The sequence below is a fragment of the Fodinicurvata sp. EGI_FJ10296 genome (assembly GCF_040712075.1).
Lineage (GTDB): Bacteria > Pseudomonadota > Alphaproteobacteria > DSM-16000 > Inquilinaceae > JBFCVL01.
In genome coordinates, this window is the sequence record NZ_JBFCVL010000011.1 from 26,399 (window position 1) to 52,612 (window position 26,214).

A 26,214-nucleotide genomic window follows, 5' to 3' on the forward strand; every position below is an offset into this window, starting at 1 on the left:
CCCGGTTCTGCCGTTAATGGAGAACGGCGTTCAGAAAGCTCTTCAATTCGGGCGTCTTGGGGTCGGTCAGCGTTTCAGCCGCCTTCCCTTCTTCGCGGATGCGCCCTTCGTGCATAAATACCGTCCGCGTTCCGACAGTCTTGGCGAAGTTCATTTCGTGGGTGACGAGCATCATCGTCATCCCGTCCTGAGCCAGGGATTCCAGCGTGCGCAGAACCTCGCCGACCAGTTCCGGGTCGAGGGCCGAGGTTATCTCGTCGAAAAGCATGATCTTCGGCCCCATTGCGAGCGACCGGGCGATCGCCACCCGCTGTTGCTGCCCGCCGGACAGTTCTTCGGGATAGGCCTTGAGCCGGTCGGCCAGCCCGACCTTGGCGACCATGTCGGCGGCGATGTCGCGGGCTTCGGCGTCAGGTGTATTGCGGACGACCTTGAGCGCCAGCATGACGTTACGCTCAACATTCAGATGCGGGAACAGGTTATAGCTCTGGAACACCATGCCGACCCGCTGCCTGAGCGCATTCAGGTCGGCGCCGGGCGCGGTGACGTCGGTTCCGTCAACCGTGATGCGGCCCTTCTGAACGGGTTCCAGGCCGTTGACGCAGCGCAGTAGCGTGGACTTGCCGGAGCCGGAGCGACCGATGATCGTGACGATCTCCGACGTTTCGATGTCCAGCGTGATGTCCTTCAGCACCTCGACCTTACCGAACGCCTTGTAAACGCCCTCAAGCTCAACGAGCGACATGGTATCTCCGTTCGAATTTGACACTGGCCTGCGAAAGGCTGAAGCAGATGACGAAATAGATCGCCGCAACGGTCAAATAGACAGTCATCGGCGCGAAGGTCGTATTGTTCATGATCTGGCCGGCGCGGGTCAGTTCGACAAAACCGATGACCGATGCCAGCGACGTGTTCTTGACCAGTTGCACCAGGAACCCGACAGTCGGCGGGATGCTGATCCGGACGGCCTGGGGAATGATCACATAGCGCAGACGCTGCACGTATTTCAGTCCGAGGGCCGCCGATGTTTCCCATTGAGTCTTCGGCACGGATTGCAGGCTGCCACGCCAGATCTCGGCCAGAAACGCGCTGGCATAGATCGAGAATGCGGTTACCGCCGCCGTCCAGGCATCGACATTGAGGCCGAAAATGCTGAGACCGAAAAAGAAAACGAAGAGCTGGCCGAGGATCGGCGTTCCCTGAATGAGATTGATGTAGCCGATCGCCAGCCAGTTGGCCGGACGGAACGGTACGATCCGCAGAATGGCGACGAACAGGGCGATAGCGCCGCCGATCAGGGCGGAAACAACGGTCAGAAGCACGGTCCAGCGCGCCGCGAGAAGCAGATAGACGGCATCGTCGAACCCGAATTCGCGCATCATCGGGCGGGCCTCCTCACAAACACGATCCAGTAAAAGGCGGCAAAAGCCGATCGGAACCCAAGGGTCAGCACCAGATAAATCAACGTGATGGCGGTATAGACCTCGAAGGAGCGGAAGGTGCGGGAGTCGATGAACGAGGCGGTGTGGAACAGCTCGTTCGCCCCGATCGTCGACACGATGCTCGTGGTCAGCATCAGCAGTATGAACTGGCTCGTCAGTGCCGGATAAATCGCCTTGAGTGCCTGAAACAGGATGACGTATCGGAATACCTGGAATCCGTTCAGCCCCAGCGCGAAACCCGCCTCGCGCTGGCTTTTGTGAACGGATTCGATACCGGCGCGGATGATTTCCGCACTATAGGCGCCCAGATTCAGTGACAGCGCCAGGAGTGCGGCCTCGTTGGCCGAAAACCGCAGGCCAAGGCTCGAAAGACCGAAAAACACGATGAATAGTTGGACGAGAAGCGGCGTGTTCCGGAAAGCTTCGACATACGACTTCGCCAGTATCTGCAGCAGCCGGGGACCGCCAGTCCGCAACGCAGCCACCAGAATACCGATGAGGAGTCCAATGAGAATGGCGATCGCCGACAATTGCAGGGTCAGCACCACGCCTTCGACGATGTCGTCCCAATAAGGCGCGAGCGCCCCAAATCTGAAGTTGTAGTTCATTAGCGCAGCCCACTCCCTGCCATGCCTGCTTAATCGCGATTATTCTGGGGCTCAGCGTTTCCATAATGCTATATCTGGTTCATATGTAAGGTCAAGACTCATGTATGAAACGAATCCTGGTGCGATCGCATGACAAAGGAACAGGCGACTTATGCGGCCCCCGCGCTCGAAAAGGGCCTGGACATTCTGGAATTGCTGGCGGCAGAGGGCCGTGCTCTGACAACCCGCGACATCGCCGAAAGGCTCGGCCGTTCAAAGAACGAGATTTTCCGGATGGTTCGCGTCCTGATCAATCGGGGCTATATCGCCCGCGACCGCGACGGCGAAGGGCTGACGCTGACCAACAAACTTTTCGCACTGGGTATGCAGACGGCAAAGACCCGCGATCTCGTCGCTGTTGCCGGACCAGTGGTCGAAAATCTGGCCGAAGAAACCCGCCAGTCGGTTCATCTGGTCGTGGCCAACCGCGGCGAGACGGTTGTCATCGCAGCCGCGTCGGGCGGTTCGGACATGATGTTCACATTGCGCCTGGGATATCGCCGACCGCTGATCGACGCCCATTCCGGTTTGTTGCTGATCGCTTTCCAGCCCGCAGAAACCCGCCGCCGCATGATCCAGGAAAGCATCATCCTCATGCGCAGCGACGTCGACATGGCGGCGCTGGAAGCCGACCTCGACGCAGTTCGGCAGGAAGGTTCGCTCGTCCGCGACAGCCGGGACATCGTCGGTATCACCGACATTGCCTCGCCGGTAGTGCTGAATGACGGCCGCGCCGTCGCCTCTCTTATCGTCGCTTATCTCAACCGCCGCGAAACGACAGCAAACTACGAAGCGGTTCGGGAAAAAGTCATTGATGCCTGCGCCGATATCGCCGCCGGGCTGGAGGATTATCGTCCGCCGGCAATGCAAGCCAGGCAATAAAAGCATGGACCGATGAAAGGGCCGTGCGACTAGGGGAAAACCGACCGGGCACCATTGCAGGGAATTCTATAGGATGCGCCCTCTCAAGAATCCGAACCTGGGGGAGAGCCGGAATGATTTTGCCGAGACAGAAGACGCCAGACTTGTCGGTCAACGTGATCGAAGGTGACAGATTTGACATCGATGCGGTCTCGTCGCCTCGCGGCGTTCTGATCTGCGTCTATCGGGGGCTGCACTGCCCGATCTGCGCGACCTATCTGAAAACGCTGGACAAGCTGACGCCGGAATTCGCGCAACGGGACGTCGAAACCATCGCCATCAGCGGCGACGGCGAGGAACGAGCTGCCGGAATGGCGGCGCAACTCGAAACCAGAGCGTTGAGGATCGGCTACGACCTGCCTTTGTCAACGGCCCGGGCCTGGGGCCTTTATCTTTCGACATCACGCGGCAAAACCTCGATCGGAATCGAGGAACCCCCATTGTTCCCGGAACCCGGCGTCTTCCTCGTCCGGCCCGACCGAAGCCTCTATTACAGCTATATCCAGACGATGCCGTTCGTCCGACCGGATTTCCGGGAACTGCTGAAGGCGCTCGATAACGTGATCGAAAAGAATTACCCGGCGCGCGGCGAGTATGACGGCCCGGTTTGACATGCGGCTCGCCCGGTTTGTGGCGGGGACGTTCAGATGGCTGGCTACACGGGGGATCAGCTGTTTTAAGATAAGCATCCAGGACTGACCGGGGACCACACGACCGGCGTTCTCCCGGTCTGTATGGCCCCCGGACGTCAAATTGCCGCAAGTTCGGTTGGCCTCAGGCCAGTACCCTTCGGGTCAGTAGGACGGAACGCCGGCAATCCGCCCGCCGAACCGGGTGTAGACCTGCTTGACGCTGCCGCTTGGCCGCAGTTCAACAACAAGATATCCAGGCTCGCCGCCGGGGATCTCCACCCAGGCTCTGTAGCCGTCGGAATATTCGTTGTCACCGGTCCGGACCTTCATTTCATGGATGGACAGACTGCCGCTGTTCATTGGAATACCATGCTGCTGCATGACTCCATATACGGACTGCTGTATTCTTTCCGGCGCGGCGCCCATGACCGCCGCGGACGCGAAAATCGCGGCGCTGCCGACTACAATCGCTGCTGAAAGCCGTTTCATGATCGACTACCTTCTCGTCATATTCGTTAAATAGAGCGCCCCTACGATCCTCGGCATTACATGGTATGCTAGAGGCTGGCACTCAATAGCAATATCAAGGCTGCCCCCCATGTTTTCTCGGGTAGCCCCCTTTGCGCAGGGACCCGATCATTCGGATCGCTCTCCCGGCGCTGATTACTGCTGAATTCCGATCGTGCAACGGTTTCGGTCCGCGCTGCTGTCATGAAACTGCTCGCCATAACATCGAACATCGCCGTAACTCCTGCTAGGATTGTGCGACCATCAGCATCTCCGTTTCCGTGACGAAACGTGAATCATGAATGGTTACCAATCGTAAGCTGGAGTTACAGATGGACTGGTCTGCCCTGCCGTCGCTTTCCTGCCTGAAGGCGTTTGAGTCCGCGGCACGGCATCGAAGCTATACCGCCGCCGGCCGCGAGATGAACGTCAGCCACGCCGCTGTCCTGCAGCAGGTGCGGCGGCTGGAGTCGTGTCTCGATATGCCGCTGATGCAGCGCGACGGCTCGCGGCTCTCGCTGACGCAGGAAGGCGCAGCTCTGGCGGCCCGGCTGTCGGAAGGTTTCGGCATCGTTCACGACGCAGTTTCCGCGCTGATTGCGCAGGAGGCTGACCGGCCACTGCGGATCTCCATGACGCCGAGCTTTGCGGTACGCTGGCTGATGCCGCGCATCGCCTCATTCCGCGCCGAAAACCCCGACATCGAACTGATGCTTAATCCGTCCGTCGACCTGGTCGACATCAAGGGCGGGACGTTTGACCTCGCCATCCGCTTCGGCACCGGCGGCTGGCCGGGCCTGGACGAAGAACTGCTGGTGCCCTCGAACTTCGTCGTCGTGGCGGCCCGGGAACTGGTCGACCGCGAGAAAATCGCGACGCTGGAGGATCTGATGCGCGTGCCGTGGCTACAGGAACTGGGTACCGACGAGTTCATTCGCTGGCTGGGCGTGCGCGGCGTCAAGGTCGAGAACAAGCACGACATAACCCACTTGCCTGGACACATGTTACTGGACGCCCTGCGCGACGGTCAGGGGATCGGCAGCGTGGCGCGAGTCTTCGTCGAGGAAGAAGTCCGGGCGGGCCGGCTCGTCGTTCTGTTCGAGGAGGATCCGGCCGTACCCACGGGCTATCGTCTCGTCTATCGCCCCGGCGTAATGCGGCCCGCACTCAAGAGCTTCACCTCCTGGCTTCGCCGCGCGGCCCGTGAAGACGTCGAGGTTCGGTCCGCCTGATCGCGGCGATTTTGGTTGCGACTGGCAGTTGGGGTATCCTCGTCCATGCGCGACTCGGCGGCTCCGCCGTGCTGCACGATACCCACGGCAAACCCGGACAGGCTAACCGCGTGAAACACCCTTTTGGAACGGACCGGGTTCAGACATGGTTGCTGGCGATCATCGCCACCGGCTTCATGCTCATCGTCCTCGAACAGGGCCGCTCGTTCCTGCTGCCACTAGCGATCGCGATCCTGATCTTCAGCCTGCTGACCGCTGCCGCCGACAGTATCACGCGAGTCCGGATTCTGGGGGTTTCGGCGCCTTACTGGCTGTCCAACATCATCGTCATTTCGGTCAGCGCGCTCTTTATCCTGATCATCGCCGGCATCCTGGCCGGTCAGATTGACGCATTTGCAGCGGCCGCCCCGCACTATGCTGCAAGAGTTCAGGAAATCGTGATCGATCTGTTCTCGTGGCTTGGCGATGACATATCGGCCGGATTGGTCGACAGCGTCGCCGAGATCGATTTCGGCTTCCACGCCCGCTGGGTCGCCGGCTCCGCCGGTTATGGCCTGACCACGGTCATCCTGATCGTCATCTATATCGGCTTTCTCATGGCCGAACGCTCCCATGCGTCGCGCAAGTTCGACCGCCTTTTTACCAGCCCCAGGCGGGCCGAGGTCGTGCGCGGCGTCGTCCAATCGATCGGCTCAAGCATTCGGCGGTATATTCTGGTCAAGACGATCGTCAGTTCCCTGACCGGCCTGCTCACCTACGCCGCCCTGAAATCGATCGGCGTCGACTTTGCCGAAACGTGGGGGCTGCTGGCGTTCCTTCTGAATTTCATCCCCAATATCGGCTCGATCATCGCCTCGGTCCTGCCGACGCTGGCGTCGATGGTGCAATTCGAAATCTGGACGCCGGTGCTCGTCGTGTTCCTCGGCCTCGGAACTCTTCAGTTCGTGATCGGCAACATCGTCGAGCCAATGTTGATGGGGCGGACCCTCAACCTCAGTTCGTTCGCCATCATATTGTCACTGACATTCTGGGGCGCGGTGTGGGGGATCGTCGGCATGTTCCTGGCGGTGCCTATTACCGTGATGCTGATGATCATCTGCGCCCATGTCACGCCCCTGCGGCCACTGGCCGTCCTCTTGTCGGCCGACGGTGAGCCGCCGGACAATCTGCCCGAGTCGTCACACCTGTCGCCCGATCATCACGAGGCGGGATGAATGCCGTGCAGACGGTCGATGATGCGGTACACCAGTGCGAGGTCGTCAAAGACGGCGTGGAGATCGTCCTCGATCCCGGTCACCGGCGTCTGCAGCGATCCCATCTTGAGGAAATCCTCCTTGCGGCTGAGGGCCAGGAAAAAGCGATCCTCATGGAAACCGGCCTGCAGGCCGCGCGGTCCCTCGGACCCGCCCTCGGCCTCGGCGATCGCGATCAGATTGTCCAGGAAAGCCGGGGCCAGAACGGCGCGCGCTGCCTCAGGGTCGTCGGCATACACTTCGAACTGTGATTCAAACTTCTCATGCGGCAGTGCGACCTTGGGCATGCCGCGGCCGGACTTGCCGGAGAACATCTCGGTCAGCTTGTTTCCCACGCCGCCATAATCCCGGGCGATCAGAATTCGCGTCCGCAGGGTTTCCGGCACGCCGATGCTGAATAACAGGCCGTCGAAAAGCGTCTTCGACGAACTGCTGCTGTTGTCGTCATTGTTGCTGCTTTTGCTTTTCAGCTTCGCCTCAACCATTTCGAACGGGGTCTCACGATAACGGCCTTCGAGCCGGTCGCTGAGCGTGGACTCGTGGAACGACTTTATGACGCCAAGTCTTTGCATCCGCTCCAGCGGAAACCCCTTGTCGGCCTCGCGATCATAGGCAAGGTCGCCGACAAAATCGCACACGGCCGGCATCACGGCCTGAGCGACAGATCCTTCCCATTGCTTCTCCTGGCGCTTCCACAGGATGAACGCGCCCACAGCGCTGATCGCCACCGGGATGCCGAAACCGAACGCATAGCCGGCTATGCCGGCCGAATTGCCCCCGGTCCAGACCAGCAGCAGGCCCAGAACCAAACCGATGCCGACCGCAATTGCCATATGACGTTTGGCCGTTGCCAGCAATTGACGGCGGACACCTTCGAGGCGATCGAGCTCAGGCGCGACACGGTCAGCGAAGACGGCCGCAAAGCCACCTTCGGCCGGCGAACGTTCGGTAAATGTTGCGGTCATGAAGCCCCATTGTATTTATGTATCGGTAGGTTATGGTCGCGCGGATTGCCACTGGTCAGCACTTATATACGCCAACCCACGATAACGGAGGCGGGCCTATACTGGAACCCCACCGGATCAGATGAATGAGGATTGCAGGGACTTGGCGGAAATGCGGGGCGGAAATGCGCCCGGTGCGCAACCTGAACAAGGGTGTGGAGCCTGAATGAGCACATCTTCGAGCCTATGGGGCGGGACCCGATCCAACGGCCAGGCGATCGCCGTCATGAGCGCCGGCATTCTGTGTCTGGTCGTGAACGACGCCATGGCAAAATGGCTTACCGATTTCTATTCGCCGCTTCAGATCGTCTTCCTGCGCAATCTGCTGGCGATGCCGATGATTGCCGGTATCGTCTTCGCAGTCGGCGGTCGATCGGCGTTCCTGACGCCCCATCTCGGACTTCACGCCCTGCGGGGGCTGTTTCTGGTCGGCGGCGCCTATGCATTCTTTATGGCGCTGTCGTTCCTTCCGCTGGCAGAAGCGACGTCGCTTATTTTCGCCGCGCCGATCTTCATCACCGCGCTTTCGGTGCCGTTTCTGGGCGAGCAGGTCGGCTGGCGGCGCTGGACGGCGGTGATTGTCGGGTTCGCAGGTGTCCTGATCGTCGTCAGGCCCGGCGCGGCCGCGTTCCAGCCCGCATCCCTTCTCGTCGTCGGCACGGCCGCGTTATATGCCCTCGCCATGATCAGCGCACGCTGGATCAGCCGCGACGAAACGGTCTGGACGATGATGTTCCACGTCGTCTTCTTTCCGCTGCTGATCAGCGCGGCCCTGGCGCCGCTCGCCTGGCAGACGCCGCAAATGAACCACTTGCCGCTGTTCTTCGGCATGGCCGTGTTCGGCACCCTGGGCATGACCTTCATCACCCAGGCCTTTCGCATGGCACCGGCAGCGATCGTCGCGCCTTTCGACTATACCGCTCTTGTCTGGGCCAGCCTGTTCGGCTGGTTGATCTGGGGCGAAATGCCCGGCGTCTGGACCTATACCGGCGCCGCCGTGATCATCGCCAGCGGCATTTATATCGTCGTTCGGGAAACGCGCAAGACCCCTGCCCTATGACCTGAACAATGCCTGCAGCCCGGCAAGCTGATAGCGCCAGAACAGACCGAACGCCCGACGGATGGAGTCGGCATCCCCGGAATGGCGCAATATCGCCGCGATCATGCCGACGGTATGGTCGAATGTCTGGCGAATGACGAACACCATTTCGGGTGTCAGTGACTCCGGACCTTGCCGTTCCCGCAGCCAGGCAACGGCCAGACGTTCCATTTCCCGGGCGATCAGCACACGGACATGCTCGTACCTCGTACCGTCGGATCCGTCCAGAAGGATCAGAACCGCCAGTCGTTGCTCGATCCAGAATGACAGCAGCGCGTCGGCCCGGCGCGACCCTTGCGCATCCGCGGCCGGCCAATCCTCCATCGTCCCCAATTCGCGGACCCGCGCCCGAAGCAACCTCAGGAGCCGCGCCGCCGTGGGCGGGGTCACGACATCATTGAACAGGTCGTCCTTGCCGCCGAAATACTTGTAGATGTTCCCGGTACTGAGATCGGCCTTTGCCGCAATGTCGGACAACCTGGCGCCGGTGTATCCCTTTTCGGCGAATACGGCGGCGGCGGCGGCAACGATCCCTGCGCGGATTTCCGGCTTCAGTCGCTGCGGCACGCCAGTGCCTCCGCCAGCGCCACCAGCCGGGGCTGCCAGGGCGCCGCGGCCTCCAGCTGATATGCCAGTGAAAACAGCACTTCGTCCCGGCCCGGCGATGCCGCGAAATGACAGCCGATTGGCAGCCCCTCGTCTGTCCAGTACAGCGATACGGACATTGCCGGCGAACCGGCCATCGATGCGGCGAACCTATAGCCGGCCAATCGCCCGGTGAAGTCGATCAGGGCGTCGGTGTCACGATCCGGCCCGTATTGCCCCAACTCAAAGGCGGCAAAGGGCACGGTCGGAGAAAGGACGGCATCGAACGGCGCCATCGCGTCGATCAAACCGCGCTCGGCGTCGGTCAACGCGGATTGCGAGCGCTCGTATGCCTCGGGCCCAAGACCCTGCGCCCGCCGGATGACTTCGCGGGTATGTGGCTCCAGCAGCGTGTCGTCGAAGGCCGCTCCCATCATCGCCCTGAACTGGGCCACCATACCGTTCAGAACCAGTCCGGTAAGGGCAAAGAACGCCCGGCTGGTTTCATCGGCATCGAATGGCGGGGATTCGATCTCGACAACCTCATGGCCCAGATCCTGGCAGAGGCGCCAGGCCGTCTCCAGGGCGGCGTCGGCTTCGGGGCTTGGCGGCCGGCCGAACGCGTCGCAGCGATAGGCGCCGATCCGCAGCGGCGCTGGCGCGGAATCGCGGGACGAGGATCGACCCTGGTCGGGCTGCTCGGTCGCTTCCAGCCATGCGGCACTGTCGCGAACGGATCGGCTCACACAATGCTCGCTGACCAATCCTGCGGTCGGCAGATCGGCGGGCATGCCGGCCGACACCGTCCGCCCCCGGCTCGGTTTAAAGCCGAACAGGCCACAGAACGATGCCGGCCCCCTGATCGATCCGCCGCCGTCGGAGGCATGCGCGATCGCCACCATGCCCGATGCGACGGCAGCCACGGCCCCGCCGGATGATCCGCCGGGCGAGCGGCGAAGATCCCACGGATTGCGCGTCGCGCCGTTGGCGGCCGTCTCGGTCGTGCCAAGCAGACCGAATTCCGAGGTCGCGCTCTTGCCCAGAACGACAAGGCCGCTTTCGTCGAGAGCTTCGGTATAGGGCGACCCGCCCTGTGCCTTCTGCCCTTTGAACAGGCGCGATCCCAAGGCACATTCATAACCGGGATAGGCAAGCAGATCCTTGAGCAGGGTCGGCACCCCGGCAAACACGCCCTGCCCGGCCGCATCTCGCGAATGCTGACGCGCAAGATCGAAATCGGCCGACGCAAGGGCATTGATCCGCGGATTCAGCCGCTCAATGCGGCCAATAGCAGCCTCAGTCAGTTCCAGCGCCGTGACCTCGCCGTCGCGGACCAGCCGCCCTTGCTCCGTGGCATCCATATGGACGAATTCATCCATTCGCGATTGCGTGTCGCGGGACTGTCCTGGTTGCATAACCGCCCCCTCTTCGCCAGAAGAATAATGAATAATATATTCTCTTTTCAGTGTCAACATCGACCGCGCTGCCCGATCGGCAGGTTCCGAAACCCTGGACTTCGGGCGGATGCGGCTTGTATCGTCGACTTTCCCGACGGTCACCCTCGCCGGTAAAAACAAACGCCAGGTTGCGGACAAGCATGGCCCCTATGAGCGACAACATGCGCGGCGCCGCTCTGATGATGGGCAGCATGGCCGCTTTCGTGACCAACGACACGCTGATCAAGCTGGCATCACAGGAGATGTCGCTTTTTCAGGCGATCCTCGTGCGCGGCATATTCGCGACGCTGCTGATCGCCGTCGTTGCGTGGCGGCAAAAGGCATTGCTCGTCCGCCTGCCGCCGAACGACCGGCGTCTGGTCGTGCTGCGGACCACCGGCGAAGTAGGCGCGACGGTCTGCTTTCTGACCGCGCTGATCAACATGCCGCTGGCCAATGCGACGGCGATCCTGCAATCGGTCCCGCTGGCGCTGACGCTGGCCGCCGCCATTTTTCTAAAGGAACCGGTGGGCTGGCGCCGATACGCCGCCATCATCATCGGCTTCGGCGGCGTCATGATGATCGTTCGCCCCGGTGCGGCCGACTTCAACAGCTATTCACTGCTGGCCCTGGCGGCGGTGGGGTTCATCGTTCTGCGCGAGTTGACGACTTACCGACTGTCACCGGGCATTCCGTCCCTGCATGTCGCCTTCGTCGCCTCGGCAGCGATCCTGGTGCTGGGGGCCGGCGGCTCGACGCTCGGCCCGTGGACGCCAATGACCGCTTACGGCGTGATCGTCCTTGCCGGCGCTGGCCTGTGCCTGTTCGCCGGTTATGTGCTCGCGGTCATGACCATGCGGGTCGGCGAGATCGGCTTCGTCACGCCATTCCGCTATTCGATCCTGATTTGGGCGATTATCCTGGGCATGGTGGTTTTCGGCGATATTCCCGACGTCTGGACCGTGCTGGGGATTACAATCGTTGTCATGACGGGGTTGTTTACAATTTACAGGGAGCGCAAACTGAGCCGGCAGGCAGCGGCCGAAAGGACCCGCGACACGACAACCGGCCATGCCGCAGCCCGGCGTAGCGAAGCCGACGAAGGATGACGGAGATTGAGTTTGACGAACGAGGCTCCCGGTAAACGATGGGGATTTATCGACCGGGCACCGGCGCGCTCGAAGCTGATCGACCCGATGTTCGAAGAACTGGCCGCGCCGGTCGGCCCGAAGGCCCGGGCGCTCTTCGATCTCTGGCGCGAGGTTTCGCCGCCGGGGGACCTGCCTAACCGGACCGCCTTTACCTTCGAGCGCATACAGGAATGCGGTTCGATGGGGTATTTCTTCGTGATCGAGCCCATGGACGGCGGCCGGGACTGGCGCTACCGCCTCGTCGGCTCCCGCATTACATGGTTGTTCGGCGAGGATACGACGAATGTGCCGTTTACGGTGCATTTTTATCCCGACGAAGCCGAACAGTGCATCGCGCTGTCGAACAGTGTCGTGAGAACGCGCGTCCCTTTGTTCCTCAGGGCCCGCTTCGTCTCGGGCAATTTCTCAGGTGAACTGGAAACCATGTCGCTGCCCGTCCACAGTCCCGACAACTCGGAACTGTGGCTGGTTGGCGCGTCCTATCCGACCGGAGAGGCAGCGCGGCTCGCCGGCATCCAGGGCGACGGCTAGAGCTTATGTGACGGAATACGCAGCGTAGTCATCCGCCGTCTGCGTCGCCGCCACGCGCACGAAATGCACCCACGCCGCCAGGCCGTCGGTCAGGCCGCTCATTCGAAAGAATTCGTTGGGCGCGTGATAATCCTCGTCAGCGGTGGCAAAGGCCAGCGGCACGGTATCGAGACCCAACTCGGTTTTCATGATCGCCGTCAGTGGCAGCGTCGCGCCCATCCGCACACGCAGCGGCTGGGTACCGAGAGTCCGGGCGAAAGCCGTCTCGACAGCGGCCAGCAGCGGGTGGTCCAGCGGCGTGGAATAGGCCGCGCAGCCGCCGCGATTGTCGTCGATCGCCACGGAAGCACCCGCCGGACAGGCCGCTTTCAGATGAGCGACGACGGCGGCCTGCGCGGTGTCGGGATCCTGGCCCGGACCAAGACGCATGGTCAGTTTTGCCGTGGCCCGATTGGGAATGACAGTCTTCGACCCCTCGCCGGTATAGCCGCCCCACATGCCGTTGACCTCGATCGTCGGGCGGTACCACAGCCGCTCCAGCACATCGAATCCGGCCTCGCCGGTATCGACCGTTCCCAACGCGTCGAAGAATCCCGCCCGGTCAAACGGGATCGCCATCATCGCCTCGCGCTCGGCGTCGGTCGGCGGAATCAGGCCGTCAGTGAAACCCGAAACGGCGATGGCCCCATCCGGACGGTGCAGGCCCGCCAACAGTCCCGCCATGACATGCAGGGCATTGGGCACCGCGCCGCCGTACCGGCCCGAATGCAGGTCCTTGACCGCCGTCGTGACGGTCACCTCGAAGCCGTTGTTGCCGCGGGAACCGACATTGACAGTCGCCAGATCGGCGCGCCAGCGGGCGCCGTCGGCGGAAACGACGGCATCGGCGGCCAGACGGTCGCGATGGTGCCGGCAAATCGCCGCCAGGCTCCGGCTGCCGGTCTCTTCCTCGCCTTCCAGCAGGATCTTCACATTGATCGGCAGCCGCCCCTCTATCGATATGAAGGCGCCGAGTGCCTCGATCGCCGTCAGAACCGGGGCCTTGTCGTCCGACACGCCCCGGCCATAGAGGCGGCCGTCGCGCTCGGTCAGGGTAAAGGGCGGCGTCGTCCACAAGTCGAGCGGATCGGGCGGCTGGACGTCGTAATGGCCATAGATCAGCAACGTCGGCGCACCCGGCGCCTCCAGTGACTGGGCATACACCGCCGGTTCGCCGCCGGCTTCCAGTGTCGTGACGCCGGAAAATCCCAACGCCCGAAGCCGGTCGACCAGAAACGCACGGGCGTCAGCCATGCCCTGGGCATAAGCAGAATCCGTCCCCACCGACGGAAAGGCCACATAATGGGCCAGACGATGGACCAATTCGTCGACCCGGCCCAGCAGATCGTTAAGCACCGGATCGTCGGTACCGGATGGCAGAGGCGTCGTGGACATGGCTCGCTTTCTCAGAAATTGACCCGGTCGCCGCCCTTCAGCGTCAACATTTCCCGCGTTTCGGTCGGCGTCGCCACTTCCAGGTCGAGCGCCTCGATGATGGTGCGGATCTTGGTTACCTGTTCGGCGTTGTTCGCCGCCAGTTGCCCCGGCCCGAGATAAAGGCTGTCCTCCAGGCCGACACGGACATTGCCGCCCATGACCAGCGCCTGGGTCAGGCTCGGCATCTGGTGGCGCCCGGCCGCCAGAACCGACCAGACGAAATCATTGCCGAACAGCTTGTCGGCGGTGTGCTTCATGAAGGTCACGTTCTCGGGATCGGCCCCGATTCCGCCCAGAATGCCAAAAATCGTCTGGACCAGGAACGGTGGCTTGATCATGCCGCGATCCACGAAATGCGCCAGAGTGTAAAGATGCCCGACATCGTAGCACTCGAACTCGAAGCGGGTGCCGTGCCCCTCGCCCAGTTCGCGCAGGATATAGTCGATATCCTTGAAGGTGTTGCGGAAAATGAAATCGTCGGAAGCTTCGAGAAACGGCTTTTCCCAATCGAACTTCCAGTCCTTGTAGCGCGCGGCCATGGGGAAGATGCCGAAATTCATCGACCCCATATTCAGCGAGCACATTTCCGGCGCCGCCTTCATCGGCGCGGCCAGCCGCTGATCGACGGTCATGCCCATGCCGCCGCCGGTGGTGATGTTTACCACGGCATCGGTGCTCTGCTTGATCACCGGCAGGAACTGCATGAACACGTCCGGATCGGGCGTCGGGCGGCCATCGTCGGGGTCGCGGGCGTGCAGATGCAGGATAGACGCGCCGGCCTCGGCGGCAGCGATCGCCTGGGATGCGATATCGGCCGGTTTATACGGCAGCCCCTCCGACATGGTCGGCGTGTGTATCCCGCCGGTGACGGCGCAGGTGACGATGACTTTGCGTTTCGGTTTGGCCATGGCGGCGCTGCTCCGGCTGTTGAGGTTATCGATCGTCATCGAGGATCGCGACCGCCCGGACGAATCCGGCCGACGCGTTCCTTATCTTGAACGGAAAGCACGAAAGCGTGAACCCGGTTGCGGGCAATTTGTCGAGATTGGTCAATTTTTCGATGTGGCAGTAGCCGATTTCCATACTGGCGCGGTGACCCTCCCATATCAGGGTGGGATCGCCGGTTTCCTCGAACCGCCGGCGCGTATGCGAGAATGGCGCATCCCAGCTCCAGCCATCGGTGCCGGTGACGCGAACGCCCTGCTCCAGCAGCCATAGCGTCGCCGCGCGGCCGACACCGCAGCCCCGGTCGATATAGTCGTCGTCGCCATAAGCCGCACCAGCCGCCGTGTTGACGACCACGATTTCCAGCGGCGACAGGGTATGGCCGATCCGCGCCAGTTCAGCCTCGACATCGTCCGGCGTGACCACATAGCCGTCGGGCATGTGCCGGAAGTCCAGCTTTACGCCCGGCTGGAAGCACCAGTCCAGCGGCACCTCGTCGATGGTGATCGCCCGCTTGCCCCCGTCCATGGTCGAATGGTGGTGATAAGGCGCATCGAGATGGGTGCCGTTGTGGGTGATGATGTCGAGCTTCTCGATCGCCCAGCCCTCGCCGCCGGGGAGATCTTGCGGGCGCAGACCCGGGAACAGCCCGGCGACCTGCTCGGCCGTCTGCTCGTGCCCAAGATACGTGATTTCCGGCTCGAAACCCGGCGGGTCGGAGGCAATTCCGGTTTCCAGGGCGACAGAGAGGTCGATGATGCGGCGAGACATGGCGGTGGCTCCGTTGGCGTATTGGCAAGCCGTGGGCATCGGGCTGCGACGAGCCCGCTATAACAGACCCGTGGCGATGGGCGGGAAGGCAACGATCAGGGCCAGCACGAACAGCATGATCACCGCGAAGGGCGCCGCCCCTGCAAATACGTCACCCAGTCCGATCTCCGGGTCGTCCAATGCCCCCTTGATAACATAGACCGACAGGCCGAGTGGCGGCGTCAGCAATCCGATTTCCACCGCCAGCACCGTGATGATGCCGAACCAGATCAGATCGATCTGCATCGCCCCGGCAACCGGCAACGCCAGGGGCAGGGTGATCAGCATGATCGACGAACTGTCCAGGATCGTTCCCAGCACGATCAGCACCAGCACATAGAAGAAAATGAACCCGTAGATTCCGGAATCGAGGGCGATGATCCATTGTGTCATTGCCGCCGGCAGGCCGGAAAGCGCGAGCATGCGGCTGTACATGGTCGCGGCGATGATCAGGAAGCAGATCGCCGCTGTGATATGACCCGTCTCCAGCGTCACGCCCCAGAGCGCGCGAACCCCCATGCGGCGCTTGACCACAGCAATCGCGATGGCGCCCAGCGCGCCCACCGCCCCGGCTTCGGTCGGCGTGAAGATGCCGCCATATATGCCACCAAGCACCAGTGTGACCAGAGCCAGGATCGGCAGCAGCTTGCCGATGCTGTCCGCGAGCAACCCGCGCCGCGCTGACGTATCCGGCGCAGGCGCGACCGGGACACCGGTAAACCCGCTCCAGAACCTGACCATTACCCAGATGCCGGCGCAAAAGGCGACCGCCAGCAGAATGCCGGGAAGAATACCGGCGATGAACAACAGGCCAACCGACTGTTCGGCGATGATGCCATACAGGATCAGCAGCAGGCTGGGCGGGATCAGCATGCCGAGAACGGAACTGCCCGCCACGACGCCGGTCGCAAAGCGCGGCGTATGACCGATGCGCAGCATTTCCGGCACGGCGACCTTGGCGAAAACAGCCGCCGACGCGATCGAGATGCCGGTGATAGCGGCAAATACCGCGTTGGCTCCGACCGTCGCCATGCCCAGCCCGCCGCGCACGCGGCGAAAGATCCGGTTGGCGACGTCGAAGGTATCCCGGCCGATATCCGCCCGGCTGACCACCAGCCCCATCAGAACGAATAGCGGCACGACACCGAACAGATAGCTGGAGATGCTCTCTCGCGCGGCCAGGGACAGGATCCCGGCCGCCTGATCGGCGTTGCCGCGCAGCAACCAGATACCGACAAAGCTTACCAGCGACAGCGCGATGCCGACATGCATCCCCAGCCAGATAAGGATCAGGATGGCGGCGAGCGATCCAAGCCCGATCTCCATGCCCGTCATTCCGCCGCTTCCCCGAGCCCGTTCCTGTTCACTTCGCCGCGAAAGGCCAGCACGAACAAAGCGGCGGTGCGGGACAGGAAGACCATGCAGAGCACCACCGAACCGGCAAGAACGATGCCATGGACCGGCCAGATCGGCGCGTTGAACTGGCCGACCGCGCCGACCATTTCGTTGCGGCCATAGCTGCGCAGGAACAGCGGCCAGAACGCGTTGATCAGGACGCCGATCAGGAAGGCGCCGCCAAGATGCATCACGCCGTCCAGCAGTCGGCCGGCCCTGGGAGAACGCCGGTACAGGGCGCCCAGGAGGGCGTCGGATCGGGTCAGCTTGCCGCGCGCCAGCGTATTCGCGATCTGCAGGAACACGATGGCGAGGATCGACATGGCCACGATCTCGGGCACCCCGGCGATCGGCGCGCCGAGCGCCGCCCGCCCGACCACGTCGGCAACGATCAGCATCATGATGACCAGGATGATGGCCGTACCGACCGCGCTCATGATCGCAGTCAGCCGGTCCAGGGCGACCGATACCCGATCGAGCAACCCGATGCCGGTCGAGAGATTCTGCGTCGTTGCCACGTTGCCTCCACTATGTCGCAAGCCGGACCGGGCGGTTATTACCTGTCCGACCAGTCCCGTGGCAGTTCGACACCGGCTTCGGTCAAGGCCGCGATATAGGCGTCCAGCACGGCGTTTGCCGGCAAGCCCCGGGACTCGGCATCCTCGGCCCAGTTGCCGGCGACGTCCGGCAGCGCCTCCGCCCAACGCGCCCGTTCCCCGGCGGACAGTTCACTGACCGAGCCGTCTCCCCCGGTCAGGGTCTCGAAGGCGGCTTCGACACGCTCGGACTGCTCGGCGATATAAGCTTCGGTATAGGCGCCGGCCCCCGTCCGCAGGGCATTCTGTACGGTCTCGGGCAAGTTGTCGTACCACGGCCCGTTGGCGACGACGGAGCCAGCATACTGAGCGCCGAAATTGGTGATGGTCAGGTGCGGCGCTACCTCGTGCAAGCGGGCCGGTGCGGCCGCCGTCGGGAACACAATCACGCCGTCAAACACGCCTGTTTGAATATCATTGTAATAGCTGGTCAGATCGCCGGAAACGCCGACCGCGCCCGTGCCTTCCAGCCAGTTGACGGCCGGTCCCGGCGCCGCGATGCGCCGACCTTGCAGGTCGTCGAGCGTCTCAACCGGAAAATTCGTCATCAGCAGGTAGTTATCCAATGCGAACCCGCCGCCGAGATATTCGATGTCGTATTCACGCCAGCTTTCGACCATGCCCGGAACCGTCTCGTGCAGGTCGTTGACGACATCGAGCACCAGCTCGGCATCCGATGTGCCGAACGGCGTGAAATAGGTGACGTTCTGCAGCGGCAGGGAGTTGGGCTCGAACACCGTCGGGACGACGCCGACTTCTGCCAGGCCGATCTCCAGGGCTTCAAGCTCACCGCCGACTGCCGCCAGCGACCCGCCATACGCTTCCTGCCATGCTATGGAATGCCCACTCCCCTCAAGCGCGGCATCGACGGCTGGAATGAAGGTTTCGGTCAGGTGTTTCACCCACAGAAAGATCGGCGGGTGACCATTGACCACTGTAATGTTGAAATCATCGGCCGCGGCCGGACCGGCGGCGGCCCCCGCGGCGATCACGGCCGCTGTGGCGCCCAGCAGGGCGTGGCGAATACGGTATGTCATCAAGGGTTTCCTCCGTGATTGCATGATTATTGTTATAGCGGTTGTTTATGCGGGTCCCGGCCCGCAAGGGCACGAGTGCCGGCCGCGATAAAGGCGATCGCCCGACCCATTACGTCCTCGACATCATCGTCCCGGCACTCGCCGTCGGAAAGCGCGGCCGCCCGCCCGGTTCGCGCCATCAGCGAAAGCGCAACGGCGATCGCATTCAGATAGGCCCATGCGGCATCAGTTTTCGACAATCCCGGCACCGCAGCCTGGATCTCGGCAATGAAGACACGCGCGATATCGTTGTATTGCGCCGCCGTCAGGCGCTGGGAGCGATCATCGGTACCGCTGGCGACATGAACCACCAGCCGGGCATAGAATTGACCACCGCGCGCCGTATCACGGCCCAGTTCGATCGTCGGGCGTAACAGGGCGTCCAGGACCGCTTCCAGCGTCGGGCCCGATCCGCCGGCATGAAGATCCGCGATCATCGACCGGCGGCGCGCATTGATGGCGTCCGAACGACGCTCGAACACGGCGTTGAACAGCTTTTCCTTGTTGCCGAAGTAATAGTGGATCAGCGCCAGATTAACCCCGGCGCGGTCGGCGATCGGCCGCGTCGACGCCCCGTCGAAGCCCCGATCGGCAAAGATGGCCTCGGCGGCATCCAGGATCGCCGTCGCCGCGTCGCGTTTTTCGGGTTCCGCCCCGGCGGACGCCGAAACCGCCGGCTGCTCCATCCCCTCCTCCCGGAATTAATTATTCGACTGATTTAATCAGTTGATTACATGACGCCACTCGTTGTCAATATCCTTCAATTCGCCATCCTCGATGATGCAGACCCGGCAAACCACAGATGATCGAACGGCTCATGACCCCATCGACGACGCCTGACATCCGCGATTCCGACGATCCGCTGGCACCGTATCGCGAACGGTTCGATTTGCCCGAGGGCGTCATCTACCTCGACGGAAATTCGCTCGGCCCGCTGCCGCGAGGGGTATCCGACAGGGTCGCCGCCACCGTCGCCGACCAGTGGGGGACAAGCCTGATCCGTGGCTGGAACGACCATGCCTGGATGGATCTGCCGACGACGGTCGGCGACAAGATCGCCCGGCTGATCGGTGCCCCGGCCGGCAGCGTCGTCGCCGGAGACTCAACATCGATCAATGTTTTCAAGGCGCTATCGGCCGCTTTGCGCCTTCGCCCGGGGCGCACAACCATCCTGTCGGATACAGGAAACTTTCCGACCGACCTTTATGTCGCCCAGGAACTGGCCGCGCTTCTGGGCAGCGGTTACCAGCTCGAAACGGTCACGCCGGACGCCGTTGAAAGCCGCATTGATGCCGATGTCGCCGTGGTCATGCTGACGGAGGTCGACTATCGCACCGGACGCCGCCACGACATGAAGGCCCTGACCCGTGCCGCCCATGCCGCTGGTGCGCTGATCATCTGGGATCTGGCCCATAGTGCAGGCGCGTTTCCGGTTCACCTTCAGGACTGCGGCGCCGATTTCGCGGTCGGGTGCGGCTATAAATACCTGAATGGCGGCCCGGGTGCGCTGGCATTCCTTTTTGTTGCACCGGAACACCAGGCCCACCTGCGCCCGGCGATCGCCGGCTGGATGGGCCACGACGCCCCCTTCGCCTTCGATCCCGACTACCGCCCGGCACCTGACATCAGGCGGATGCAGGTCGGCACGCCGCCGATCCTGGCCATGGCGGCACTGGATGCGGCGCTGGACGTGTTCGCGGACGTCGATATGGAGGCCGTACGCCGGAAATCGGTGGCACTGTGCAATCTGTTCATCGACGAAGTGGAGCGCCGGTGCCCGCAACTGGAATTGGTGACCCCGCGCGAGGCCGACCGGCGCGGCAGCCAGGTGTCATTCCGGACGCCTGAGGGCTACGCCATGATGCAAGCGCTGATCGCCCATGGCGTGATCGGCGATTTTCGCGCACCCGACATCATGCGCTTCGGCTTTACTCCGCTCTACCTGCGCTATCACGACGTCATCGCCGCCGCCGAGATGCTGGAACGCGTCGTCAACGAGCGGCTCTGGGATCAGGAACAGTTCAGGCACCGGCGCAAGGTCACCTGACTGAGAGACCGAAGCCGCCTTGTGATTCTTCGTCTTTGGTCGGGATGCGCCGGATTCAATTCGAAATTACGATTTGTGGCGCGAATTGAGACACCAGGACTCCCGCCGCATTGACGCTCAAATGCGAATTATCGATGGTTACCGGAAGTCCCTCACTGTCCAGATTCATGCATGTAACCGGACCATACGGGCACGTATATTTGAGCAGAGAAACGAACTGTACGCCAGAACCGTCAAAAAGATCTTCTAAATCCCTGCTAATTTCAAATTGATCAGACTGAATGGCCCGATCAAGCAAAGAATTCAAATCTTCACTTGGCACACTAGAGTAAAATCTTGGAAATAAGCTCGGAAGATTTGGCTGATAAAACTGAATTGGCCCCAACACCGTAACCGGCACTGTCTCTGAAAGCTCAATCGCAAACTCCGCCATTCCGTCGGCGTCTTCACGAGAATTTCCAAAGACGCTAATTATTACCCTTTCATATTTTATGACATCGTCACCACTCAACCACTCGAGAGTTTCATCGCAGGCCTCCCTGAAGCCGTAATTCATCGTACAACTGTCAGTCGCCAGGAGATCGACGTTGATACTCGGCCACTCAGATGCCAACCCTGCTCGGAACTGCGCCGCATGAGAATCACCGACGAGCAGCACGTCAGTCTGATTGGATGCTGGATCAAGACACCGACGTATGAGAGCCTCCATGTCAACAACACCTCCCATCCAACAGTCGGCGCGACTAGCTGCCTGTCGTTGCGCAGACCTCAGGCCTGCAAGAGTTCTTTCGTACTCAACTGCCGCCGGGAACCTCGCAGGAAAACCGTCACCCAAGACCACCGCAATTCCCAGCGAAGCCAGGGCTGCAGTAGATGTCAAGTAAGTGATGCCAAGGGATTTGCCGGATTGGAAGAACTTTCGCCTGCGCACCGGTCCCTCAATCAGGAAATAGGAGGCGATGGAAAGCCCGACAGAAGCGGCTATCCCGACCCAGAGATGATGGGCTGCAGGCGCTATCAGCGCAAAATCAAGAAAAGCAAAGATCGGCCAATGCCAAAGATACAGAGCGTAGGATATCAATCCAAGCCAGACGACAGGCCGAATTTCAAGTAACCTGGATACAAAACTTCCCCGGCTGGCTATCACCATAGCTGTCCCAAGCGTAGGTGCCAGCGCTGTCAGCCCCGGAAACGCCATGCCTTCGGCGTAGTAAAAAAGACTGAAAAGAATGACACAAAGCCCCGCGCCGCCAACCATGTGACGTACCGACCGGGACCAACCCCGAAACGTCAAAGTTGCCAGCACCCCACCCACGGCAATTTCCCAAAACCGCGCAAAAGAGTTAAAAAACGCCCCGGAACTATCCTCTATAGCGATTAATGTCGCACCATAAGAAAGCGAAATAAATAAAACAGCGCACAGAAACCAACGTACTGCACATATACCGTATCGATTCAGCAACAATATTGGTGCCGGGAACAGTATATAAAATTGCTCCTCTATAGACAGGGACCAAGTGTGAAGAAGGGGCTTTAATTCGCTTGGGGCGTCGAAATAGCCATCGCCAAGCCAGAAATACCAGTTTGAAGCGAAAAAAAGAAAAGACAGGAAGCTCTGCCCGAGATCGCGCAAGCCCTCGCCCGGAAACAACAACCACGAAAAAAGGCCGACAAAGCAGAAAACCGGAATGGTCGGGGGGATCAGCCGGCGTATCCGGCGCTCGTAAAAGCGCAAGAGGAATTCGCGCACCGACCCCTCGTGTGCGAGGATAATACTTGTAATGAGATAGCCGGAAATCACGAAAAAGATATCGACGCCGACGAATCCGCCCGGAATCCAATCGAAGCCTGCGTGGTACAGAACCACACCGCCGACGGCCAGCGCTCTCAACCCGTCGATGTCGCCTCGATACGAAGTTTCAGGGATCATTGGCGTTCCAATGTTGATTAGCTACATCCGAAACCATGCTTCTGGCGAAGTGGAAAGAAGCGCATCGCAACCTCCGGTTCCGCATCGTCCCGCGTCGTACAAAATCTGTACAACCGAGCGCAAGGCTATTTTGCTAAAATCACTCTTTTTTTGCGAATCCCTTGGCCGATCATGGCAATGGATTCCAGCAGGAGTGGCCAGGTGAATTAATTGAAACGAGCGCCTGGTTCGACAATAGTTTACTATTTCGGATACCATTTTCATGTAGACGCCGTCGCACAGCACCGGCCCGAAATGGGTGCGGAGAATTCGCCTGAAGCCACAGCGGAATTGAGCCGGCTGCTGCGGGGGCTCTTTCCCTCGGATCCGGATCAGCCGTATTCAGGCACCTGGGTGATATCGACCTCTTCAGGAGGCAGCAGGTGCAACCGACCGTGGGGTCCCGTTGCCAGCCTTTGAATGTGGAAGTGCGGCGACGGCGGGCGGCTCATCACCGGCGACGGGGCCGAGGCGATCCGCAATTCACCGCACTCGCCCATCCAGTCGAAATGCCGATGACCGTGCATTACCAGCGTTCGTCCGGCAATCGGCCGCAAGAGCCGGACGAACCGGCTGCCATTGATCAGCGCCGTGCCGATTCTTTCCGCCAGTCCGCGCGACTTCATCGGGTACTCCACCAGATGATGATGCAGGGCGACGATCCATCCCGCCCGCGGATAGGCTTGCGCCACGGCCACAACCTGTCGCTCCTGCTCGGCCGGCACGACGCCGAGCGCATTGGTGAACGAGAAATGCGATTCCGCATTCGAATTCAGGATCATGACGCCAATGCCGTCTGCCGTTGGCGGCGGCAGAACCATGGGAAAGACGTCGGACCAGACCTGGGCGAGCCTGAACGACTGGCGCATCGTTCCCCGGGCCGCAAATTCGGCTATGTCGTCGCGCAGCGGGACCAGCATGTCGGATAATGTGGCGCCAACCCGCCCGGTCTCGGCGTCGACCACATGCACGCGGCTGCCCTGTATGGCGTCGATCGCGGACAACGCCCGCATCTGACGCAGCCGCTTGCCGGGGCTGGTGGGCAGATCGAGGCGCGCCGGATTGGCCCGATCCACGACGTTCAGATCATGGTTGCCCGGCAGCATCAGCATGCGCTCGGCCAGCGACGGATGCCTGTTGACCGCGTCCAGGAACTCGGCCCATTCCGAGGACCGTCCTGCATCGGTCATGTCGCCGGTAATCACGATCAGGTCGAGCGGCGATTGCGCATGTCGTTCGGCAAGCCGGTCCAGCACATGGGCCATCTGGTGATTGCCGCGCGGACCGTTACGCCCGCTTTCGATCCTGAACTCGTATCGGCCGCCCACCGTATGAAAGTCCGAAAGATGGGCCACGCGCCACACCCGGCCGGCCCCCTCGCCGATCTTGTCAAACGCCTCCAGATCGCGGGGCTGGTCCATCGTGCCGTCGGCAAAACCCCACACGAGTGCCGCCGCAGCCAGATACGCGGCTACGATCACGACGCTGTTGGCCAGCGCCGGCAGCAGCAGTCGATAAGGAAACAGCAGATCGGCAACGCTGCCGACCCATCTTGTGCCGGGCCACGCGGCTGCGGCCAGCCCCAGCGCGGCAATCGCCACCAGAACGCCGGCGCCGATCGCCGCCAGCGACCGCAGCCGGGCGCGCCATAACCGATCCTCGTGCCGTGCCAGAAGGGATTCCACCAGATGGCGTATCCCCTCGCGCCCCATGGCGTAGAACGGCTGTACCGCCAGAGAGTTCAGCGCCCAGAAACTGCGCTCGGCGGCACGCAGCAGCGACCGCCCGAAATATCGCGCCGCGACAAGGCCGATGAACAGAACCAAAAGGGGCCAGATACCGGCAAAAGGATCGAGGACCCCGCGCGAAACGGCCGCGATCCAGCCGGTGACGACAAGCGGCGCCACGCCCAGTGCCGCCGCCGGCAGAATCACGAGCATGACCAGTGCGATCACCAGCTTTACCGAGCTTATCTCACTCAGCAAACTCCCGCCGATCGTCAGCAGCGACCGGCCATGCAGGCTCGATACGTCGTCCTCGGCATCGCCATTGCGCGGATCGATCAACGGGCGACGGTTCAACCGGGGCACAGCTTGCCCCCCGCGTCATGGATCAACCGAAAATCACGCCTTTCTTCAGCATGAAGCAGCCATAGGGACGGGCCTCGGCGCACTGCACGATGGCGAATGCCGACCTGGCCGCCTCGTAAAAAGCGAATCGCTCCATTCGCTCCAATGTCAGCGACCGGCCTTCGGCCGCTTCGGCGATGGCCAGCATTTCGCGGTGGATCGGCAGTTCCGTCTCCGGCTCGCCAACGACCTCCATGCCGACAATCGGCGCTTCGACGAATCCGTCGAGCTGCAGGACCGACAGGATCGCCTGCAGCAGTTCGGCCTCCCCGGCGCCCTGGACGCGGATCAACTGCCCCGACGCCGTCTCCGGCGCAATCGCCGTACCGGGAAAATTCCGGTCGACCACGACCACATCGTCGCCATGCCCCATTGCGCCCAAAACCCACAGCAGGTCGGGGCTCAACAACGGCGATACGCCTTTCAGCATCATGCTCTCCCGAAGTTTTCGATAGCGTCGAACACAGTATCAGACGTCTATGGTTTCGCCCGGCCCGGGTATGCGCACCTCGCCTTTGTTTACCAGAGACTTGAACTGCTGCGGATCGCCGGGAACCAGCGGCCAGGTGCCATAATGGCACGGCAGCACGAGCTTGAGGTCCAGAAACTCGTTGCAGGCAATCGCCGCCTGTTCCGGATCCATCGTAAAGCGGTCGCCGATCGGCAATATGCCGATATCCGGCCTGAACACCCGCTGGATCAATTGCATGTCGGAAAACAGTCCGGTGTCGCCGGCATGATAGACGGCATGCTCGCTGCTTGTGATCACCAGACCGGCGGGGTCACCCATGGTGATCGGCTTGCCGTCCTCGATGATCGCCGAGCTGTGCTGAGCATTGACCATCGAGAACTTGATACCGCCCGTGACGATCGAACCGCCGATATTCATCGGCTCCAGCTTTTCGAGTCCCTGCGCACCCAGATACTGGACGATCTCGTACATGGCGACGACGGTCGCGTCATACGCCTTCGCCAGGCGCAGAGTATCGCCGAAATGGTCGCCATGCCCGTGGGTCAGGGCGATGATATCGACCTTTGTCAGCGTGTCTTCGTACCCTTCGGGAAAGGACGGGTTGCCGGTAAAAAACGGGTCGACCAGAATATCCTTGCCGTCGGTCTGTATGTGAAAGGCCGAATGACCCAGCCATGTAATCTTCATATCCTCGTCACCTCAACCTGATGGTATTCGCTGTCAGGAGTTTGGGGTATCACTGGTCCCTGATCAATCCCGGGATCAATCTGGGGATCAACCTGGGGATCGATCTCCGGCACAGCCGCAGGCACCCGACGGGGCCGCGTTGCAAACCGTACACACATGTCCGTCAATCTCT

Annotated in this window: 26 protein-coding genes; 8 read left to right on the forward strand and 18 right to left on the reverse strand. The window is 61.6% G+C overall.

Translation table 11 applies throughout. The features are described 5' to 3' along the window. Positions 1 to 13: 13 nt before the first annotated feature. From ABZ728_RS20645 to ABZ728_RS20655, 3 genes are read right to left on the reverse strand one after another with little or no spacing between them, the layout of a single operon-like run. On the reverse strand, positions 14 to 745 hold the full coding sequence (locus tag ABZ728_RS20645) for an amino acid ABC transporter ATP-binding protein (protein WP_366658271.1): 732 nt from the start codon (positions 743 to 745) through the stop codon (positions 14 to 16). Continuing rightward, positions 732 to 1,382, reverse strand: coding sequence for an amino acid ABC transporter permease (locus tag ABZ728_RS20650; protein WP_366658272.1), 651 nt, complete (start codon positions 1,380 to 1,382; stop codon positions 732 to 734). Before ABZ728_RS20650 ends, ABZ728_RS20645 begins: the two co-directional genes overlap by 14 nt. Further along, positions 1,379 to 2,050 (reverse strand): amino acid ABC transporter permease, encoded by a 672-nt coding sequence (locus tag ABZ728_RS20655; RefSeq protein WP_366658273.1) that lies wholly within the window; start codon positions 2,048 to 2,050, stop codon positions 1,379 to 1,381. Before ABZ728_RS20655 ends, ABZ728_RS20650 begins: the two co-directional genes overlap by 4 nt. Before the next feature lie 129 nt (positions 2,051 to 2,179). Between ABZ728_RS20655 and ABZ728_RS20660 the strand changes: the two genes are divergently transcribed. Continuing rightward, the gene (locus tag ABZ728_RS20660; protein WP_366658274.1) at positions 2,180 to 2,971 is read left to right on the forward strand and encodes an IclR family transcriptional regulator; all 792 of its coding nucleotides are present in this window, start codon (positions 2,180 to 2,182) and stop codon (positions 2,969 to 2,971) included. Between the two features lie 113 nt (positions 2,972 to 3,084). Beyond that, entirely contained in the window at positions 3,085 to 3,621 is a 537-nt protein-coding gene (locus ABZ728_RS20665; protein WP_366658275.1) for a peroxiredoxin-like family protein, read from the forward strand. Positions 3,622 to 3,804: 183 nt separating this feature from the next. Here the strand turns inward: ABZ728_RS20665 and ABZ728_RS20670 are convergent, their stop codons facing one another. Continuing rightward, positions 3,805 to 4,131, reverse strand: coding sequence for a hypothetical protein (locus ABZ728_RS20670; protein WP_366658276.1), 327 nt, complete (start codon positions 4,129 to 4,131; stop codon positions 3,805 to 3,807). A 350-nt stretch (positions 4,132 to 4,481) separates the two neighbouring features. On the opposite strand from ABZ728_RS20670, the gene ABZ728_RS20675 reads away from it, so the two are divergent. Continuing rightward, positions 4,482 to 5,381: a LysR family transcriptional regulator gene (locus ABZ728_RS20675; protein WP_366658277.1), complete on the forward strand. Its 900-nt coding sequence runs from the start codon at positions 4,482 to 4,484 to the stop codon at positions 5,379 to 5,381. A 110-nt stretch (positions 5,382 to 5,491) separates the two neighbouring features. Beyond that, a complete protein-coding gene (locus ABZ728_RS20680) occupies positions 5,492 to 6,595 on the forward strand; it encodes an AI-2E family transporter (protein WP_366658278.1) in 1,104 nt (367 codons plus the stop codon). Here ABZ728_RS20680 and ABZ728_RS20685 read toward each other — a convergent pair. Continuing rightward, positions 6,580 to 7,599 (reverse strand): DUF3137 domain-containing protein, encoded by a 1,020-nt coding sequence (locus ABZ728_RS20685; RefSeq protein WP_366658279.1) that lies wholly within the window; start codon positions 7,597 to 7,599, stop codon positions 6,580 to 6,582. The two genes, ABZ728_RS20680 and ABZ728_RS20685, sit on opposite strands and share 16 nt — an antisense overlap. Before the next feature lie 205 nt (positions 7,600 to 7,804). Here ABZ728_RS20685 and ABZ728_RS20690 point away from each other — a divergent pair, with 205 nt between their 5' ends. After that, complete coding sequence (locus ABZ728_RS20690; protein WP_366658280.1) at positions 7,805 to 8,698, forward strand: DMT family transporter; 894 nt, start codon at positions 7,805 to 7,807, stop codon at positions 8,696 to 8,698. On the opposite strand, the gene ABZ728_RS20695 is transcribed toward ABZ728_RS20690, so the two are convergent. Then, on the reverse strand, positions 8,693 to 9,304 hold the full coding sequence (locus ABZ728_RS20695; RefSeq protein ID WP_366658282.1) for a helix-turn-helix domain-containing protein: 612 nt from the start codon (positions 9,302 to 9,304) through the stop codon (positions 8,693 to 8,695). The genes ABZ728_RS20690 and ABZ728_RS20695 overlap by 6 nt on opposite strands. Then, a complete protein-coding gene (locus ABZ728_RS20700) occupies positions 9,289 to 10,701 on the reverse strand; it encodes an amidase (RefSeq protein WP_366658283.1) in 1,413 nt (470 codons plus the stop codon). The genes ABZ728_RS20695 and ABZ728_RS20700 overlap by 16 nt, the downstream gene beginning before the upstream one ends. A gap of 218 nt (positions 10,702 to 10,919) precedes the next feature. Between ABZ728_RS20700 and ABZ728_RS20705 the strand changes: the two genes are divergently transcribed. Continuing rightward, entirely contained in the window at positions 10,920 to 11,867 is a 948-nt protein-coding gene (locus ABZ728_RS20705; RefSeq protein WP_366658284.1) for a DMT family transporter, read from the forward strand. Between the two features lie 6 nt (positions 11,868 to 11,873). Further along, positions 11,874 to 12,440 (forward strand): PAS domain-containing protein, encoded by a 567-nt coding sequence (locus ABZ728_RS20710; RefSeq protein ID WP_366658285.1) that lies wholly within the window; start codon positions 11,874 to 11,876, stop codon positions 12,438 to 12,440. Between the two features lie 3 nt (positions 12,441 to 12,443). Here ABZ728_RS20710 and ABZ728_RS20715 read toward each other — a convergent pair whose 3' ends face one another. Genes ABZ728_RS20715 through ABZ728_RS20745 form a run of 7 tightly spaced genes read right to left on the reverse strand, consistent with a single transcriptional unit; the run spans position 12,444 to position 19,424 of the window. Beyond that, the gene (locus tag ABZ728_RS20715) at positions 12,444 to 13,874 is read right to left on the reverse strand and encodes a M20/M25/M40 family metallo-hydrolase (RefSeq protein ID WP_366658286.1); all 1,431 of its coding nucleotides are present in this window, start codon (positions 13,872 to 13,874) and stop codon (positions 12,444 to 12,446) included. A gap of 11 nt (positions 13,875 to 13,885) precedes the next feature. Next, entirely contained in the window at positions 13,886 to 14,863 is a 978-nt protein-coding gene (locus ABZ728_RS20720; RefSeq protein WP_366658287.1) for a 3-keto-5-aminohexanoate cleavage protein, read from the reverse strand. Further along, the gene (locus ABZ728_RS20725; RefSeq protein WP_366658288.1) at positions 14,850 to 15,632 is read right to left on the reverse strand and encodes a cyclase family protein; all 783 of its coding nucleotides are present in this window, start codon (positions 15,630 to 15,632) and stop codon (positions 14,850 to 14,852) included. The genes ABZ728_RS20720 and ABZ728_RS20725 overlap by 14 nt, the downstream gene beginning before the upstream one ends. Positions 15,633 to 15,689: 57 nt before the next feature. Then, a complete protein-coding gene (locus ABZ728_RS20730; RefSeq protein ID WP_366658289.1) occupies positions 15,690 to 17,006 on the reverse strand; it encodes a TRAP transporter large permease in 1,317 nt (438 codons plus the stop codon). Beyond that, positions 17,003 to 17,584 carry a TRAP transporter small permease subunit gene (locus tag ABZ728_RS20735; protein WP_366658290.1) on the reverse strand — a complete coding sequence of 194 codons (582 nt, stop codon included), beginning with the start codon at positions 17,582 to 17,584 and terminating at the stop codon, positions 17,003 to 17,005. The genes ABZ728_RS20730 and ABZ728_RS20735 overlap by 4 nt, the downstream gene beginning before the upstream one ends. Positions 17,585 to 17,622: 38 nt before the next feature. Further along, entirely contained in the window at positions 17,623 to 18,699 is a 1,077-nt protein-coding gene (locus tag ABZ728_RS20740; protein ID WP_366658291.1) for a C4-dicarboxylate TRAP transporter substrate-binding protein, read from the reverse strand. Between the two features lie 32 nt (positions 18,700 to 18,731). After that, positions 18,732 to 19,424, reverse strand: a complete 693-nt coding sequence (locus ABZ728_RS20745) for a TetR family transcriptional regulator (protein ID WP_366658292.1) — start codon at positions 19,422 to 19,424, stop codon at positions 18,732 to 18,734. Between the two features lie 116 nt (positions 19,425 to 19,540). Here ABZ728_RS20745 and kynU point away from each other — a divergent pair, with 116 nt between their 5' ends. Further along, complete coding sequence (kynU, locus tag ABZ728_RS20750) at positions 19,541 to 20,785, forward strand: kynureninase (RefSeq protein ID WP_366658294.1); 1,245 nt, start codon at positions 19,541 to 19,543, stop codon at positions 20,783 to 20,785. A 55-nt stretch (positions 20,786 to 20,840) separates the two neighbouring features. On the opposite strand, the gene ABZ728_RS20755 is transcribed toward kynU, so the two are convergent. From ABZ728_RS20755 to ABZ728_RS20770, 4 genes are all read right to left on the reverse strand, one after another. After that, a complete protein-coding gene (locus ABZ728_RS20755) occupies positions 20,841 to 22,715 on the reverse strand; it encodes an acyltransferase family protein (RefSeq protein ID WP_366658295.1) in 1,875 nt (624 codons plus the stop codon). Between the two features lie 371 nt (positions 22,716 to 23,086). Continuing rightward, positions 23,087 to 24,844 carry a metallophosphoesterase gene (locus ABZ728_RS20760; RefSeq protein WP_366658297.1) on the reverse strand — a complete coding sequence of 586 codons (1,758 nt, stop codon included), beginning with the start codon at positions 24,842 to 24,844 and terminating at the stop codon, positions 23,087 to 23,089. Between the two features lie 22 nt (positions 24,845 to 24,866). Continuing rightward, a complete protein-coding gene (locus tag ABZ728_RS20765) occupies positions 24,867 to 25,316 on the reverse strand; it encodes an RbsD/FucU domain-containing protein (protein ID WP_366658298.1) in 450 nt (149 codons plus the stop codon). A 36-nt stretch (positions 25,317 to 25,352) separates the two neighbouring features. Next, a complete protein-coding gene (locus ABZ728_RS20770) occupies positions 25,353 to 26,042 on the reverse strand; it encodes a metal-dependent hydrolase (RefSeq protein ID WP_366658300.1) in 690 nt (229 codons plus the stop codon). Positions 26,043 to 26,214: the final 172 nt, after the last annotated feature.

Coding starts and splice junctions, on each gene's coding strand:
- ABZ728_RS20645 (WP_366658271.1), bottom strand. CDS start 745: ATGTCGCTCGTTGAGCTTGAGGGCGTTTACAAGGCGTTCGGTAAGGTC.
- ABZ728_RS20650 (WP_366658272.1), bottom strand. CDS start 1,382: ATGATGCGCGAATTCGGGTTCGACGATGCCGTCTATCTGCTTCTCGCG.
- ABZ728_RS20655 (WP_366658273.1), bottom strand. CDS start 2,050: ATGAACTACAACTTCAGATTTGGGGCGCTCGCGCCTTATTGGGACGAC.
- ABZ728_RS20660 (WP_366658274.1), top strand. CDS start 2,180: ATGACAAAGGAACAGGCGACTTATGCGGCCCCCGCGCTCGAAAAGGGC.
- ABZ728_RS20665 (WP_366658275.1), top strand. CDS start 3,085: ATGATTTTGCCGAGACAGAAGACGCCAGACTTGTCGGTCAACGTGATC.
- ABZ728_RS20670 (WP_366658276.1), bottom strand. CDS start 4,131: ATGAAACGGCTTTCAGCAGCGATTGTAGTCGGCAGCGCCGCGATTTTC.
- ABZ728_RS20675 (WP_366658277.1), top strand. CDS start 4,482: ATGGACTGGTCTGCCCTGCCGTCGCTTTCCTGCCTGAAGGCGTTTGAG.
- ABZ728_RS20685 (WP_366658279.1), bottom strand. CDS start 7,599: ATGACCGCAACATTTACCGAACGTTCGCCGGCCGAAGGTGGCTTTGCG.
- ABZ728_RS20690 (WP_366658280.1), top strand. CDS start 7,805: ATGAGCACATCTTCGAGCCTATGGGGCGGGACCCGATCCAACGGCCAG.
- ABZ728_RS20700 (WP_366658283.1), bottom strand. CDS start 10,701: ATGGATGAATTCGTCCATATGGATGCCACGGAGCAAGGGCGGCTGGTC.
- ABZ728_RS20705 (WP_366658284.1), top strand. CDS start 10,920: ATGGCCCCTATGAGCGACAACATGCGCGGCGCCGCTCTGATGATGGGC.
- ABZ728_RS20715 (WP_366658286.1), bottom strand. CDS start 13,874: ATGTCCACGACGCCTCTGCCATCCGGTACCGACGATCCGGTGCTTAAC.
- ABZ728_RS20720 (WP_366658287.1), bottom strand. CDS start 14,863: ATGACGATCGATAACCTCAACAGCCGGAGCAGCGCCGCCATGGCCAAA.
- ABZ728_RS20725 (WP_366658288.1), bottom strand. CDS start 15,632: ATGTCTCGCCGCATCATCGACCTCTCTGTCGCCCTGGAAACCGGAATT.
- ABZ728_RS20730 (WP_366658289.1), bottom strand. CDS start 17,006: ATGACGGGCATGGAGATCGGGCTTGGATCGCTCGCCGCCATCCTGATC.
- ABZ728_RS20740 (WP_366658291.1), bottom strand. CDS start 18,699: ATGACATACCGTATTCGCCACGCCCTGCTGGGCGCCACAGCGGCCGTG.
- ABZ728_RS20745 (WP_366658292.1), bottom strand. CDS start 19,424: ATGGAGCAGCCGGCGGTTTCGGCGTCCGCCGGGGCGGAACCCGAAAAA.
- kynU (WP_366658294.1), top strand. CDS start 19,541: ATGATCGAACGGCTCATGACCCCATCGACGACGCCTGACATCCGCGAT.
- ABZ728_RS20755 (WP_366658295.1), bottom strand. CDS start 22,715: ATGATCCCTGAAACTTCGTATCGAGGCGACATCGACGGGTTGAGAGCG.
- ABZ728_RS20765 (WP_366658298.1), bottom strand. CDS start 25,316: ATGATGCTGAAAGGCGTATCGCCGTTGTTGAGCCCCGACCTGCTGTGG.
- ABZ728_RS20770 (WP_366658300.1), bottom strand. CDS start 26,042: ATGAAGATTACATGGCTGGGTCATTCGGCCTTTCACATACAGACCGAC.